Below are 15,141 nucleotides of genomic sequence, written 5' to 3' on the forward strand. Positions count from 1 at the left end.
GCGAGAGGAAACCGCACGCCATGTCCCACGCCATCCGCCGCCCCGGCCCGATCCTGACCGCGGGCGTCGCGGCCGCGGTCGTCCTCACCGGCTGCTCCTCCTCGGACGACGAGAGCGCGGACGCCCTCGTCGTGAGCACCTTCCCGTTCGGGGTCGAGGAGTTCCAGGAGGCCGTCGTCGACCCCTTCACGGAGGCGACCGGGATCGAGGTCGTCCTCGACACCGGCTCCAACTCCGACCGCCTCTCCAAGCTGGACCTGGAGGGCGGGGGCGGGTCCGACGTCGTCCTCATCTCCGACTACTACGCCGCCCTCGGCCAGGAGAGCGGGCTCTTCCAGGAGGTGGACGCCGAGCAGGTCCCCCACCTCGCGGAGATCGCCGACTTCGCGGTCGAGGAGGGCTACTCCGGTCCGGCGTACAGCTACCAGCTCAACGGCACGCTCTACAACACGGACGAGCTGGGGGCCGAGGAGGCCGCCGACTGGGGGCTCTACGGCTCCGAGGCCCACGCCGGGCGGCTGGCCCTGCCCGACATCTCGGTCACCGCGGGCCAGCTGATGGTCTCCGGGGTGGCCGAGACCTACGGCGAGGGCCCCTACGACATCGACGCCGCCCTCGACACCCTGGGCGGCTGGGCCCCCGGCGTGCTCCAGTTCTACACGTCGACGACGGAGGTCACCAACCTCCTCGCCCAGGGCGAGATCGTGGCCGCCGACGCGCTGAGCGGCTTCGCGACCGAGATGGTCGCCGCGGGAGAGCCGGTCGCCTGGACCCCGCCCGCCACCGGGTCCTACATGGCGACCAACCGGGCGATGATCCCCGTCGGCGCCGCGCACGCGGAGGACGCGCACGCTTTCGTCGACTACCTGCTGTCGCCCGAGGCCCAGACCGCCTCGGCCGAACTGGTCGGGGACATGCCGGTGCACCCCGACGCCACCGTGCCCGCCACGATCACCGACGTGGTCGGCGACGTCGCCGACGACCCGATCGCCGCGGGCTACGGGACCCTCGACCCCGCCGAGCTCGTCCCCACGCGCGGCGAGTGGGTCGAGCGCTTCGCCCGCGAGGTCACCGCGGGCTGAGAGCGCCGCCCCCGGGCCCCGCGGCGCGATCCGCGCAGCGGGGCCCGACCCGTACCACCCGTTTCCAACCAGACCGGGAGCCCATGAACACCCCGCACAGCCTTCCCGCCGACTACGTCGCCAGGATGCCCAAGGCGGACCTGCACTGCCACCTCATCGGGACCGTGCGCGCGTCGACCTTCGCCGAGCTGGCCAGGAGGGAGGGGCTCGACCTGCCGGCGGAGCCCGAGCGCGTGTACGCCGACATCAACTCGCTGCCGCCCGACCCCGACCTGTACCGGAACACGCGCATCCCCGTCCCCCAGGACAGGTCCCCCGACGAGCCGGAGGTGTCCTACTCGCTCTTCCAGGTCTCGCGCTGGGTCACGGAGGTGCTGCGCGACGCCGACGACCTGACCCGCATCGTCTACGAGGCCTTCGAGGACGCGCACCGGACCAGCTCCACCCGCCACCTGGAGCTCTTCTTCGACGCGCCGCCCGCGCACCTGGCCGGGCTCGGCTACTCGGGCTGCGTCGAGGCCTACGCCGAGGGCATCCGCATGGCCGAGCGCGACTTCGGCATGAGCGGGTTCCTGATCCAGGGCATCGACCGCAGCCGGAGCGGCGAGGACGCCCTCGCCCTGGTGCGGCAGGTGGTCGACCACCCGCACGAGTACGTCGCCGGGATCGGGCTCGACAACCTGGAGACCGCGGGCCCGCCCGAGCGCTTCGCCGAGGCGTACGCCCTCGCCGGCCGGGCGGGGCTGGGGCGCACCGCCCACTCCTCCGAGCACGCGCCCACCGCGGCCAACACCGTCACCTGCCTCGACCTCCTCGGCTGCGACCGCATCGACCACGGCTACTACGTCCTGGAGGACGACGCCGTCGTGGAGCGGCTCCGCGAGCAGGGGGTCGCGTTCACCGTCGCCTCCACCACCTCGCGCCGCTCGTGGCGTCCGTGGCGCCGGGCCTCGATCCGCGCCATGCTCGACGCGGGGCTGAACGTCGTCCCCTGCTCCGACGACCCGGGGATGTTCCCGACGAGCCTGGCCGCCGAGTACCGGATCATGTCCGAGGACATCGGGGCGTCCGCGGACCGGCTCCGCGCCATGGCCCTGGCCGGGGTGGAGGCGTGCTGGCTCCCCGCGGACCGCAAGGCCGCCCTGCGCGCCCGGTTCGAGGAGGAGCTGGCGGCCCTGGACGACGAGTTCGGCCTGCCCCGGGTGTGATCCGGGCGGCGGGCGGGCGCGACGGCGGCTCCGCCCGGCCGGCGGACGCCGCCGGAACGCGGGAGCCGCGCGCCGTCGGCGGCGGAGGGGCCCACCGGAGGAACCGGTGGGCCCCTCCGCCGTGCGGGGCCGCCGCGCCCCTCCCCGGCGGCGCCGCGCCGACGGGCCCCGGACCGCCGTCCCGGGAGGGCCGCGGGCGCCGTCCGGTCGGGGCCGGTTGACCGCTCCGTGCCCAAATCCTCACCGACCGTTCGGTCAGGACAGGGCCTCTCATCTGCGATAAAGGGGACCCCTTGTCAAAAGTGCCTTGAGTCACATGGCATGGTGTCCTCAGGCGTATGGTCTGTGTGCCCCGTCACGTCCCCGCGAAGGACGCGGACGACGTGTCCGGCGCGCGACCGCGCCCCGGACCGGTGACCGTCCTCCCGGCCACCGAGGGCCGAGCCCCTCAGCAGAACCCGACCCCCGGTCGGCAGAGAACCTACGGAGCAGCAATGGCACCTTCCGACCCCGCGGCCCCCGTGCCGGCCGACGCCGTCGAGACAAGGGAGCGCCGCCGCGTCCTGGCGGGCACCATGGTCGGCACGACCATCGAGTGGTACGACTTCTTCATCTACGCGCAGGCCGCCGGCCTGGTGCTCGCACCGCTGTTCCTCGCGCCGCTGTCCGAGACCAGCCCCGCGGTGGCCCAGGTGCTGTCGTTCGCCACCATCGGCATCTCGTTCCTCTTCCGGCCGCTGGGCGCGATCGTCGCCGGAGCCCTCGGCGACAGGTTCGGCCGCAAGCAGGTGCTCGTCGCCACCCTCGTCATGATGGGCCTGGCCACCTTCCTCATCGGCGCCCTGCCCACCTACGCCCAGATCGGCGTGGCGGCGCCGGTCCTCCTGATCCTCCTGCGCATCCTCCAGGGCTTCTCCGCGGGCGGCGAGTGGGGCGGGGCCGCGCTGATGTCGGTGGAGCACGCGCCGACCGGGAAGCGCGGCTACTTCGGCGCCTACCCGCAGATCGGCGTTCCCTGCGGCATGATCCTCGCGACCTTCGTCGTCTGGGCGATCACCGTGGTCATCGGCCAGGAGGCGTTCCTGGCCTGGGGCTGGCGCATCCCGTTCCTGATGTCCTTCCTGCTGATCATCGTCGGCCACCTCATCCGCAAGTCCGTGGAGGAGTCCCCGGTCTTCAAGCTGATGCAGGAGCGCCGGGCCAAGGCCTCCGCGCCGCTGCGCCGGCTGTTCCGCAACAACGCCAAGGAGGTCGTCCTCTCCGCGCTGATCTTCCTCGCCAACAACGCGGCCGGGTACCTCGTGATCGCGTTCCTCGCGACGTACGCGTCCCGCCCGGTGGAGGAGTTCGGCCTGGGCATGGAGCGCGGGCCGGTACTGCTGGCGACCACGCTCGCCTCGTTCGGCTGGCTGATCTCCACCCTGTACGGCGGATGGCTGTGCGACCGGATCGGCCGGGTGCGCACCTTCCAGATCGGCTACGCGATGCTGGCCGCCTGGGCCGTGCCGATGTGGTTCATGATCGACACGGGCAACGTCCTGATGTACTTCGTCGCGGTCTTCGTGTTCACCCTCGGCATGGGCCTCAGCTACGGCCCCCAGTCGGCGCTGTACGCGGAGATGTTCCCCGCCGAGATCCGCTACTCGGGCGTGTCGATCGGCTACGCGCTCGGCGCCATCCTCGGCGGCGCGTTCGCGCCGATGATCGCGGAGCTGCTGCTGACCAGCTTCGACGCCTCGTGGACCATCGGCGCCTACATCGTGGTGGCCTGTGCCGTCTCCTTCGTCGCCGTCTCGATGGTGAAGGAGCCCATGGGCGTCGACCTGCACGTGGACGACGCCGAGCCCACCCCCGCCTCCTAGGGGCGCCCGTCGGGCGGAGGGCCGGTACGCCGGCCCTCCGCCCGAGGAGCCGCTTCCCCCGCCCTGTCGGTGTGTCGTCCTGTCGCCGTGTCGCCGTGTCGACCTGTGGGCATGGCGATCCGCCCGCGTGGGAGCCCTCCCCTAGACTTCTCGCCTCCCGACCCGAGAGGTGGCGCCGTGCTCCCCGAGATGACCTGGCTCAACGAACCTCCCCACTGGACCGAGGACGACGGCGTCCTCACGGTCACGACCGGCAGCCGTACGGACTTCTGGCGCCGGACCCACTACGGGTTCGTCCACGACGACGGGCACTTCCGGCACGCGACCGCGACCGGGGACTTCACCCTCCAGGCCACCTTCGGCGGCGGCTACGAGGTCCAGTACGACCAGGTCGGCCTCATGGTCCGGGCGGACGAGGAGCACTGGGTCAAGGCGGGTGTCGAGTTCACCGAGGGCGCGCTCAACCTGAGCACGGTCCTCACCCGCGGCCATTCCGACTGGTCGGTGGTGCCGCTCGCGCACACCGGAGAGGTCACCCTCCGCGTGATCCGCACCGGCGACGCGCTCAACGTCCAGTACCTCGACGGCGACGCGGGCTGGCGCCTCCTGCGGCTGGGGTACCTGCCGCTGCCGGAGTCCTGCCAGGTCGGGGTCATGTGCTGTTCGCCCGAGCGGGAGGGGTTCCGGGCCGTCTTCCGCGACCTGACGCTCTCCGCCGAGATCCCCGGGGACCTGCACGCGTAGCGTCGCCCCCGCGGGACCGTTTGTCGACAGACCGACAGACCGACAGACCGACAGGGAGATCCGGGGGCCCGGGGCCCGGGCCCCGCGGCCTGTCCGCCGGGGCGGGGCCGACGGCCGCGTGCCGCGGCGGAGGTTCCCCGAACGGGCTCGCACGACGGGCCCCGCCCCCACGAGGGGGGCGGGGCCCGTCGAGGTTCCGGCGGATCAGCTCCGGTCGAGCCACTCGTAGGCGGCGCCGGCGGCGCAGGCGTAGACCGCGTGGTGCAGCAGGTCCAGGCCGATCTCCCCGGCCCCCCACCGCCAGGCGGGAGGCGCCGTGCCGGTGGCCGGCAGGACGACCTGCTCGCCTCCCCACACCACGGCCAGGTGGACGGCCGCCGCTCCGGGGCCGCGCAGGCCCGCGGCGCCGAGCAGCCCGCGGACCGCTCCCCAGGAGGTCCCGTAGCCCCAGTGGACGAGGGCGCCGAACCTGCGCCCGCCCGCGTCGTCCCTCGGCCTGACGCCGAGCAGCCTCCCGGCGGCGTCGGCCGGGGCCGAGCTGTCGGCCCGGCCCCGCAGCCGTGCCTCGACCGTGCTGGACACGGTCATGGCGGCGGTGCCGACCAGCCCTGCCAGCAGGCCCCGGCCGACGGCCGACGAGGCGTTCCCGAGGACCCTCCCCATGTCCACGCCGCGGCCCTCAGCGCTCGACCACGTGCCGGGTGTTGGGCACGCAGTGGGTCATGGTCAGCCCGGACACGTCGCGGGCCCCGTTCCGGCCCAGGCGGCCCAGGCGCTCGCGGTCCTCCCCGGTCAGGTCCTGGCTCTGGAGCGGTTCCAGGTGGGACACGTCCTCGGGGCCGAGGCCCAGCCCCTTTCCGACGCGCAGCCCCAGGTCGTCCTCGACCAGGAGGAAGTGCCAGACCATGCGCTCCTGGATCGGGCGGTCGCACTGGGAGAGCAGCGTCGTGAAGTTGTGGACGAGGTCGTCCCGTTCCCACTGCTCCATCAGGAGGTAGCGCTGGCCCGCCTGCTTGTAGTCGTTGGTGCGGGAGATGCGCGCCCGCGTGAGCCTGCCCCGGATCTCCGGGCCCTGGTCGTCGTGCGTGGGGTACTGCCCCTCGCGCAGGCCGCCGGTGATGGAGGGCTCGTAGTTGACGTGCGGGTTCTCCCCGGCGGGGTCCTGGTAGTAGTTCATCTGGCCGTCGCGCTGGTTGGTCCGCACGTTCGCGTTCCTGGCCTGGTTCACCGGGAGCTGGAGGTAGTTGGGCCCCACCCGGTAGCGCTGGGTGTCGCTGTAGGAGAAGGTGCGCCCGACGAGCATCTTGTCGTCGGAGAAGTCCAGGCCGTCCACGAGGACGCCGGTGCCGAAGGAGATCTGCTCGTTCTCGGCGAAGTTGTTGGCGACGTTGCGGTCGAGCACGATCCTCCCCACCGGCTTGGGCGGGAAGTCCTGCTCCGGCCACGTCTTGGTGTCGTCCAGCGGGTCGAAGTCCAGTTCGGGGTGCTCGTCGTCGCTCATCATCTGCACGAGCAGCTCCCACTCGGGGTGGTCGCCGCGCTCGATCGCCTCGTGCAGGTCCTTGGTCGCGTGCCCGGTCTCGGTCGCCTGGATGTTGGCGGCGTCGGCCTCGGTCATGCTCCGCACGCCCTGCTTGGGCATCCACGTGTACTTGACCAGGACCGTGTTCCCCGTGGCGTCGACCCACTTGTAGGTGTTGACGCCGAAGCCCTGCTGGTGCCGGTAGTCCGCGGGGATGCCGCGCGGGCTGAACAGGTTGACCAGCATGTGCATGCACTCGGGTGTCTGCGACATGAAGTCGAAGATGCGGTTCGGTTCCTGGCGGAAGGTGACCGGGTCCGGTTTGAGGGCGTGGATCACGTCCGGGAACTTGATGGCGTCGCGGATGAAGAACACCGCGAGGTTGTTGCCCACCAGGTCCCAGTTGCCGTCCTCGGTGTAGAACTTGATGGCGAACCCGCGCGGGTCGCGGGCGCACTCCGAGGAGTCCCGGCCGCCGATGACGGTCGAGAAGCGCAGTGCCACGTCGGTCCGCTTGCCCTTGCCCTGGAAGAGCCTGGCCCGCGTGTAGCGGTCGATCGGCTCGTCCCCCCACGTGCCGTAGGACTCGAAGTAGCCGAACGCGGTCGCGCCGCGGGCGTGCACCACCCGCTCCGGGATGCGCTCCCGGTCGAAGTGGCTGATCTTCTCCAGGAACTGGTAGTTCTCCAGGGTCGCGGGCCCCCGCTCGCCGACCGTGCGCTGGTTCTGGTTGTCGTAGACAGGGTGGCCCTGCCTGTTCGTGAGCACCTCGCGGTCGTCACCGGGAAAGGAGCCCTGGCTCGATACGTCGGTCATGTGACTGGTCCCCCACCTGTCGTCATGATGCGTCCTCACAGCCTCGCACCTGCCCGGCTCCGGGCTCACTAACGCAGCGCAAAGGCATTTCTTACCGAGTGGAGGGCGTGTCGGGACCGTCCCCCCGGCCGGGGGAAGCGGACGGGGGGACGGCCGCGCCGGCCTCCGTGTTTCACGTGAAACCTCCGGGCGCGCGGGTCCGCGGAACCCCCGCCCCAGGCGAGTTCCATGACTGTCCCATGAGCGGCGTGTCCTCCCCCGCCGCCGCCCGCGCCTCGCGGACGGTGGAGCCGTGTGCCCGCGGGTCAGCGGGAGAGGTCGACGGGCCCGCGGGGCCGGTTCGGGGGCGAGCATGGGCGTACGCACGTGGATCGAGTCGTGGCCGGTGTACCGGCAGGCCACCGGCGGGGACCGCCTCGGCCGGGGCGCCGCCGCCCGCTCCGGGGCCACGGAGGAACTGAGGCCCCGCACCGCCGACGCCGACCGGGTCGTCAAGTCGGTCTGCCCCTACTGCGCCGTCGGATGCGGCCAGAACGTGTACGTCAAGGACGAGCGCGTCATCCAGATCGAGGGGAACCCGGACTCCCCCATCAGCCGGGGGCGCCTGTGCCCCAAGGGGTCGGCCAGCCTCCAGCTCACCACCGGTTCGGCCCGCGAGGAGAAGGTCCTCTACCGGCGCCCGTACGGCGCCGACTGGGAGGAGCTCGACCTCGGCACGGCGATGTCCATGGTCGCCGAGCGCGTGGCGCGCACCCGGGACGAGACATGGGAGGAGGAGGTCGACGGGCGCCGTGTCGCGCGGACCCTCGGCATCGCCAGCCTCGGCGGCGCGACGCTGGACAACGAGGAGAACTACCTCATCAAGAAGCTGTTCACGGCGCTGGGCGTGGTCCAGGTGGAGAACCAGGCGCGCGTGTGCCACAGCTCCACGGTCTCCGGGCTCGGCACCTCCTTCGGCCGCGGCGGGTCGACCACCTTCCTCCAGGACCTCCAGAACTCCGACTGCATCGTGATCGAGGGGTCCAACTTCGCGGAGGCGCACCCGGTCGGCTTCCAGTGGGTGATGGAGGCCAAGGCGCGCGGCGCCGTCGTCATCCACGTGGACCCCCGGTTCAGCCGCACCAGCGCGCTGGCCGACCTGCACGTCCCCCTCCGGGCGGGCACCGACATCGCCTTCCTCGGGGCGATCGTCAACCACGTCCTCACCGAGGAGAAGTACTTCCGCGACTACCTCCTGGAGTTCACGAACGCGGCGACGATCGTCTCCGAGGAGTTCCGGGACACCGAGGACCTGGACGGGCTCTTCTCCGGTTTCGACGCCGAGGGCCGGTGCTACGACACCTCCAGCTGGATGTACGACGGGGCGCCGGTCGCCGCCGCGGCGGGCGACCGCGCCAACTTCGACCGCGTGCGGGGCACGGGCCGGCCCGAACAGCAGGGGTCGGGCGGCGCGGTGATGAGCAGCGTCCCCCGCGAGGACCGGACGCTGACCGACCCGCGCTGCGTGTTCCAGATCCTGCGCCGGCACTACTCGCGCTACACGCCGGAGGTCGTCGAGGAGGTGTGCGGGGTGTCCCGGGAGGTGTTCGCCCGGGTCTGCGACCACCTGACCCGCAACTCCGGCCGGGACCGCACCTCGGCGTTCTGCTACGCGGTGGGCTGGACCCAGCACACCGTCGGCTCCCAGTACATCCGGACCGCGTCCATCCTCCAGCTCCTGCTGGGCAACATCGGCCGGCCCGGCGGCGGCATCATGGCGCTGCGGGGGCACGCCAGCATCCAGGGGTCCAGCGACATCCCCACGCTGTTCGACCTGCTGCCCGGCTACCTGCCGATGCCCCACGCCGCCCACGAGGGGTCCCTGGAGGAGTACATCAGGACCAACGGCGCCTCCTACAAGGGCTTCTGGACGAACATGGAGGCCTACACCGTCAGCCTGCTCAAGGCCTGGTGGGGCGACCACGCCACGGCGGAGAACGGCTACCGCTTCGGCCACCTGCCGCACCTGACCGGCTCGCACAGCACCTACGACACGGTCATGGCGCAGATCCGGGGCGAGTGCAGGGGCTACTTCCTCATGGGCGAGAACCCGGCCGTGGGCTCCGCCAACAGCCGCGCGCAGCGGATGGGCATGGCCAACCTCGAATGGCTGGTGGTCCGCGACTTCTCCCTCATCGAGAGCGCCACCTGGTGGAAGGACGGGCCCGAGGTGGAGTCCGGCGAGCTCCGCACGGAGGACATCGCCACGGAGGTGTTCTTCTTCCCGGCGGCCTGCCACACGGAGAAGGAGGGCACCTTCACCAACACCAACCGCACGGTCCAGTGGCGGGACCGCGCCGTGCTCCCGAAGGGCGACCAGCGCAGCGACCTGTGGTTCGTCCACCGGCTCGGCACGATGCTGCGCTCGCTCCTCGCCGACTCCGGGCTCGACCGGGACCTGCCCCTGCTCGAACTGACCTGGGACTACCCGGCCGACGAGCACGGCGACCCCGACGCGGCGGCGGTCCTGGCCGAGATCAACGGCCGCGGCCCGGACGGCGCGCCGCTCGGCTCCTACACCGATCTGAGGGCGGACGGCAGCACGAGCTGCGGCTGCTGGATCTACTGCGGGGTCTACGCCGACGGCGTCAACCAGGCGGCGCGCCGCAAGCCCGGTTCGGAGCAGGACTGGGTGGCCGCCGAGTGGGCCTGGAGCTGGCCGGCCAACCGGAGGCTGCTGTACAACCGGGCGTCGGCCGACGCGGAGGGCCGGCCGTGGAGCGAGCGCAAGGCGCTGGTGTGGTGGGACGCCGATCGCGGTGAGTGGACCGGACACGACGTCCCCGACTTCGAGCTGCGCAAGGCGCCGGACTACCGGCCGCCGGAGGGGGCCCGGGGCGTGGAGGCCCTCAGCGGGACCGACGCGTTCATCATGCAGGCCGACGGGCGGGCGTGGCTGTACGCGCCGACCGGCCTCCACGACGGGCCGCTGCCCACCCACTACGAGCCGCAGGAGACCCTCTTCGAGAACCCGCTCTACGGTCGGCAGCGCAACCCCACCCGGCTCCTGTACCCGCACGAGTACAACCGGTACCACCCGCAGGCGGGGACCCCGGGCGCGGAGGTCTACCCCTACCTGGTGACCACCTACCGCCTCACGGAGCACTTCACGGCCGGGGGCATGAGCCGGTGGACCCCCTACCTCGCGGAGCTCCAGCCCGCGTTCTTCTGCGAGGTCGGCCCCGAGCTGGCCGCCGAGCGGGGCCTGGAGCACGGGGGCTGGGCCACCCTCGTCACCGCCCGCGCCGCCGTCGAGGCGCGGGTCCTGGTCACCGACCGCATGGCGCCGCTGCGCGTCCAGGGGCGGGTCGTCCACACGATCGGCCTCCCCTACCACTGGGGTCCCAACGGTTACACGACCGGCGACGCCGCCAACGAACTCATGTCCATCGCGCTCGAACCCAACACGCACATCCAGGAGGTCAAGGCGCTCACCGCCGACATCCTCCCGGGGCGTCGGCCGCGCGGTGCGGACAGGGAGGAACTGGTGCGCTCCCACCGCGAGCGCGCCGGGATCACCGAGCGGACCGGAACGGAGGTGTGACCGTGGTCGTGCGGAGCGCGCGGGGACACGGGGACCCGGGGGAGAGCGGGACCGGGCAGGGGTACGGGGACGAGCAGCGGGAGCGGGTCGGTTTCTTCACCGACACCAGCGTGTGCATCGGCTGCAAGGCCTGCGAGGTCGCCTGCAAGGAGTGGAACTCCGTACCCGAGGACGGTCTGGACTTCACCGCCATGTCGTTCGACAACAGCGTCGGGCTGGGGGCGGACACCTGGCGCCACGTCGCCTTCGTCGAGCAGCGGCGGCCCCTGGGCCACCAGGACGCGGGCGTGGGCCGCCCCGCGCCGGTCGACCTCGGCATGCCGTCCACGGAGCTCCCCGGCGCCTACACCGGCGAGGAGGAGCGCGAGGAGTTCCGGTGGCTCATGGCCTCGGACGTGTGCAAGCACTGCACCAGCGCCGCCTGCCTGGACGTGTGCCCGACGGGCTCGCTCTTTCGCACCGAGTTCGGCACCGTGGTCGTCCAGCAGGACATCTGCAACGGCTGCGGGTACTGCGTCTCGGCCTGCCCCTACGGCGTCATCGACCGCCGGGAGGACGACGGCCGGGCCTGGAAGTGCACCATGTGCTACGACCGGATCGGCGACGGCATGGAGCCGGCCTGCGCCAAGGCCTGCCCCACCGACTCCATCCAGTTCGGGAACCTGGACGAGCTGCGGGAGCGCGCGGCGAGGCGCCTGGAGGACCTCCACGGGGCGGGGGTCTCCTCGGCACGGCTGTACGGTGAGGACCCCGGCGACGGGGTGGGCGGCAACGCGGCCTTCTTCCTGCTGCTGGACGAGCCCGAGGTCTACGGGATGCCGCCGGACCCGGTGGTCACCACCCGGGACCTGCCGTCGATGTGGGCGCACGCGGGCCTGGCGGCCGCCGCGTTGCTGGTCGGAGCGGCCGCCGCGTTCGCGGGGAGGCGACGGTGAGCACGTCGGACGTGACGAGGGAGGGCGTGCGGGGGCAGCGGCCCGGACGGGACGCGGTCACCGGGAGCGCACGGGTGGTCGGGGAGGGGCAGCGCCGCCGGCACGGCGGGCGGCGCGGCGAGCCCACGCGGGTGCCCGACGCCGAGTTCCGCTCCTACTACGGGCGGCCCGTCCTGAACCAGGTGGTGTGGGAGGCCTCCGACATCGGCGGGTACCTGTTCCTGGGCGGACTGGCCGGCGCGTCGTCGGTCCTCGCGGCCGGGGCCGAGCTCACCGGCCGGGACGCCCTGGCGCGCCCGCTCAAGTACACGGCCCTCGCCGCGATCTCCGGGTCCGTGGTGGCGCTCGTCCACGACCTGGGGCGGCCCGAGCGCTTCCTGAACATGCTCCGCGTGGTCAAGCCGACCTCGCCGATGAGCGTGGGGACGTGGATCCTCACGGCGTACGGGCCGCTCGCCGGGGTCGCCGCGGTGACCGCCGCGACCGGGTGGTTCCCGCGGATCGGCCGGGCCGCCACCCTCGGCGCCGCGGCGGTGGGGCCCCTGGTCGCCACCTACACGGCCCCCCTGGTGTGCGACACCGCCGTACCGTCCTGGCACGAGGGGCACCGGTACATGCCGTTCCTGTTCGCGGCCTCGGCCTCGGCGGCGGCGGGAGGGGCGGGGCTGGTGGCCTCGCCCCTTGGCCAGAGCGGACCCGCGCGCCGGGCCGCCGTGGGCGGCGCGCTCGTGGAGACGGCGGTGTCCACCGCCATGGAGCACCGGATGGGACTGGCGGGGGAGCCCTACCGGCTGGGCACGGCGGGCGCCTTCGTCCGTGCGGCCAAGGCCCTGACCCTGGCCGGCGCGGCCGGGGCCGTGCTGGGCCGCCGCAGCCGGGCGGTGTCCGCGCTGAGCGGCGCCGCCCTGCTCGCCGGTTCGGCCTGTACCCGGTTGGGGGTCTTCCACGCCGGGAAGCAGTCCGCCGCCGACCCGAAGTACACGGTGGTGCCCCAGCGCAGGCGGATGGCCGAGCGGGCCGCGGAGTCCGCCGCCGTTGGGGAGGAGGGCCGGGTCGAGGCGGCCGGGCGCGCCGCGGGGCGGGCCGGTCCCGGCGGTGCCGGAGGCGGGGATGCCGGGGCGTGAGCCGGTCCCGGCGGCGGGGGCGGGGCCGAGCGCCCGCCCCGTCCGCGGGGTAGGAAGACAGTCCCAGGACGGATCCCCCAGAAAGGCCCGACGATGGCGTTCCACCGGCCAGGACTGCCCTTCGACCTGCCCGAACCGGAGATCCTGTGGGCCAGGACCGGGGTGTACGCGTCGGTGTGCGCCGGGCTGGGGCGTGCCGACTGCGTGGCGGAGGGCGCCGTCATCCGGCGCGGCGGCGCAGGGGGCGGGGCGGGGTTCCAGCTCGTCCGCGTGGCGGGGGGCCGCTTCCTGCTGGTCGGCGAGCACGGCTTCGACTCGCCGGAGCGGGGCTGGGCGCGTCCGGTGGACCCGTTCGAGGGCGCGCCCGACTGGCTGCCCTGGGAGTGGCTGGAACGGAGGCCGTGCCCGGACTTCGCCTATTGGTGGGACGGCGCCTGGGCCCGTACGGCCTACCCCGACGACTGGGACGACGACGGGCTCGGAGCGGCGGTCGAGGGGGCCGACGCCGGCCTGCTGGTGTGGCGGATGGAGATCCTGGACCCGGACACCGGGGGTTTCGGCCGGGGACCGCTGAGGGACGCGCTGGAGGCCCTCGTGGCCCGCGCCGAGGAGCGCGCGGTGGACGCCGGCGCGCTGGAGGCCGTGCTCGGGTACCTGGAGGAGCACACGGGGGACGCCCGCCCCGGGCGCGCGCTGGAGTGCGCGCGCGACCTGGGGCTCACGGGGGACGGGGAGCCCGCCGGGGTCCCGGCCGGTCAGGGCGGGCCCGCGTCCGGGGGGTGGCCCCTCATCGGCCTGGGCGAGCGGCTGCTGCTGGTCGGCGACGCCATGCGGTCGGCCGGGGAGCTCGACCGCCCCGGGGCGGTGACGGTCCTCCCGCTTCCCGGGGCCGGGGCGCAGGGCCCGTCCGCGCCCCCGCCGGTCCCGGACGGCACGGGGCGGCCGGGGACGGCACTGCTCGCCGAGCTGGCCGCCTCGGCGGAGGCCGTGCGCGACCGCAACGCGGACGGCGGCGCCCTCGTCCTGGTCTTCCGCGCGCCCCGTCCCGGGGGCCTCACACTGGACGACGGGGCGGCGGCCCCCGTCGGCACGGGCCTGCCCGAACTGCTGGAGCGGTTGCGCTCGAGGGAGGCGCACCCCGAGCGCGGGCGTTGGCTGTTCGCCCGGATCACCGTCTCCGGCGGCGAGGCCGTCCTGGAGCGCGTGTACGACCACTGGCCGTCCTGGGAGCGCGGACGGCCCGACGGCACCCCCGAGAGCCTGGAATTCCTGGCCGCCGAGATGGCGGCGCGCTCCCCCGCGTGGCGTCCCGCGTGGGCCGCGCTGCTGGACGAGGCATCTGCCTTCGACCCGCCCTGGCCCGGCCCTCCCGGGCGGCCCAGCGTTCCGCCGGCGCGGCCGGACGCGGCCGGGCGCGTCGCCCTGCTCGACCGGATCGGCGACCTCCTGCGCGCCGCGGCCGGACGGCGGGACTGGGAGCGGCTGCGGCTGTCGTACCGGGCGCTCGTCGGCTACGCGGGCGGAACCCTCGTGGCCACCGGGCCCGCCGGGGACGAGGAACTGGGACTGAACGAGGACCTGCGGGCCGCGATGGCGCGCCTGCGGTCGGTCACCTACTCCGAGGGGAGGGGCGCCTGGTTCGGCGCGGAGCTGGTCCTGGAGAGGAACGGGGGGTGGCGGATCGTCTACGACCGGGACGGCGAGCCCCGTTTCTCCGTGCCGCCGCCCGCGTTCAGCTACGCCCTGGACGCCCGCTACTACCCGAGGGACTCGGGGCGGGTGCCGCCCTGGCTGGGAGAGCGCCTGCGCAGCGCCCGGGGGTGACCGACGGTCGGCCGGAGGGTGTGCCCGGGAGCCGTGCCGGTCCCGGTGGAGGACTCCGCGTTGGTCGGTGACTCTCAAACACCATGGCTTTGACCTGAGGAAATGTCCAAGTCGATCTATCCGGGCCCGGAACGGGGCCCGGGGAGAATGTGCGACATTCCAGGCTGCTCGGGCCCCTCAGGGGGTAAGGCTCGGCGCGGGAACTGAGAAGGGGCCGCCGGTGATCCGGCGGCCCCTTTGTGTTCGCTACCTGCTGGTGCGCACGCTGGCGAGCAGCGCGGACCATTCGGAACCGGGGACCGCCAGGTGACCGGCCATGGGGTTCTGGGAGTCGCGGACCGCGGCGCCACTCGGGAGGTCCGCGACCTCGACGCAGTTGCCGGTCGGCTGGCTGTAGGAAGACTTGCGGAAGAGAAGGTCAGCGGGAACTGAGTTCATGGG

11 protein-coding genes are annotated in these 15,141 nt (G+C 73.3%); 8 read left to right on the plus strand and 3 right to left on the minus strand.

The annotated features are described in order from the left end of the window. Window positions 1–20: 20 nt before the first annotated feature. From ACQPYD_RS00090 to ACQPYD_RS00105, 4 genes are all read left to right on the plus strand, one after another. Window positions 21–1,082, plus strand: coding sequence for an ABC transporter substrate-binding protein (locus ACQPYD_RS00090; protein WP_433699236.1), 1,062 nt, complete (start codon window positions 21–23; stop codon window positions 1,080–1,082). An 83-nt stretch (window positions 1,083–1,165) separates the two neighbouring features. Beyond that, window positions 1,166–2,290, plus strand: a complete 1,125-nt coding sequence (locus tag ACQPYD_RS00095) for an adenosine deaminase family protein (RefSeq protein ID WP_433699237.1) — start codon at window positions 1,166–1,168, stop codon at window positions 2,288–2,290. Window positions 2,291–2,784: 494 nt separating this feature from the next. Next, window positions 2,785–4,152 (plus strand): MFS transporter, encoded by a 1,368-nt coding sequence (locus tag ACQPYD_RS00100; RefSeq protein ID WP_433699238.1) that lies wholly within the window; start codon window positions 2,785–2,787, stop codon window positions 4,150–4,152. Window positions 4,153–4,329: 177 nt separating this feature from the next. Beyond that, the gene (locus ACQPYD_RS00105) at window positions 4,330–4,896 is read left to right on the plus strand and encodes a DUF1349 domain-containing protein (RefSeq protein ID WP_433699239.1); all 567 of its coding nucleotides are present in this window, start codon (window positions 4,330–4,332) and stop codon (window positions 4,894–4,896) included. Between the two features lie 204 nt (window positions 4,897–5,100). Here the strand turns inward: ACQPYD_RS00105 and ACQPYD_RS00110 are convergent, their stop codons facing one another. Beyond that, window positions 5,101–5,559 carry a hypothetical protein gene (locus ACQPYD_RS00110; RefSeq protein WP_433702203.1) on the minus strand — a complete coding sequence of 153 codons (459 nt, stop codon included), beginning with the start codon at window positions 5,557–5,559 and terminating at the stop codon, window positions 5,101–5,103. A gap of 16 nt (window positions 5,560–5,575) precedes the next feature. Next, window positions 5,576–7,234, minus strand: a complete 1,659-nt coding sequence (locus ACQPYD_RS00115; protein WP_433699240.1) for a catalase — start codon at window positions 7,232–7,234, stop codon at window positions 5,576–5,578. A 352-nt stretch (window positions 7,235–7,586) separates the two neighbouring features. On the opposite strand from ACQPYD_RS00115, the gene fdh reads away from it, so the two are divergent. From fdh to ACQPYD_RS00135, 4 genes are all read left to right on the plus strand, one after another. Beyond that, window positions 7,587–10,817 carry a formate dehydrogenase gene (gene fdh / locus ACQPYD_RS00120; RefSeq protein ID WP_433699241.1) on the plus strand — a complete coding sequence of 1,077 codons (3,231 nt, stop codon included), beginning with the start codon at window positions 7,587–7,589 and terminating at the stop codon, window positions 10,815–10,817. 8 nt (window positions 10,818–10,825) lie between these two features. Then, complete coding sequence (locus ACQPYD_RS00125) at window positions 10,826–11,752, plus strand: 4Fe-4S dicluster domain-containing protein (protein ID WP_407942159.1); 927 nt, start codon at window positions 10,826–10,828, stop codon at window positions 11,750–11,752. Next, the gene (gene nrfD, locus ACQPYD_RS00130; protein WP_433699242.1) at window positions 11,749–12,876 is read left to right on the plus strand and encodes an NrfD/PsrC family molybdoenzyme membrane anchor subunit; all 1,128 of its coding nucleotides are present in this window, start codon (window positions 11,749–11,751) and stop codon (window positions 12,874–12,876) included. Before ACQPYD_RS00125 ends, nrfD begins: the two co-directional genes overlap by 4 nt. A 93-nt stretch (window positions 12,877–12,969) precedes the next feature. Then, the gene (locus tag ACQPYD_RS00135) at window positions 12,970–14,700 is read left to right on the plus strand and encodes a hypothetical protein (RefSeq protein ID WP_433699243.1); all 1,731 of its coding nucleotides are present in this window, start codon (window positions 12,970–12,972) and stop codon (window positions 14,698–14,700) included. A 246-nt stretch (window positions 14,701–14,946) separates the two neighbouring features. Here ACQPYD_RS00135 and ACQPYD_RS00140 read toward each other — a convergent pair whose 3' ends face one another. After that, entirely contained in the window at window positions 14,947–15,138 is a 192-nt protein-coding gene (locus ACQPYD_RS00140) for a DUF397 domain-containing protein (RefSeq protein ID WP_433699244.1), read from the minus strand. Window positions 15,139–15,141 lie beyond the last annotated feature (3 nt).

Source organism: Nocardiopsis sp. CA-288880, assembly GCF_050955985.1.
GTDB lineage: Bacteria > Actinomycetota > Actinomycetes > Streptosporangiales > Streptosporangiaceae > Nocardiopsis > Nocardiopsis tropica.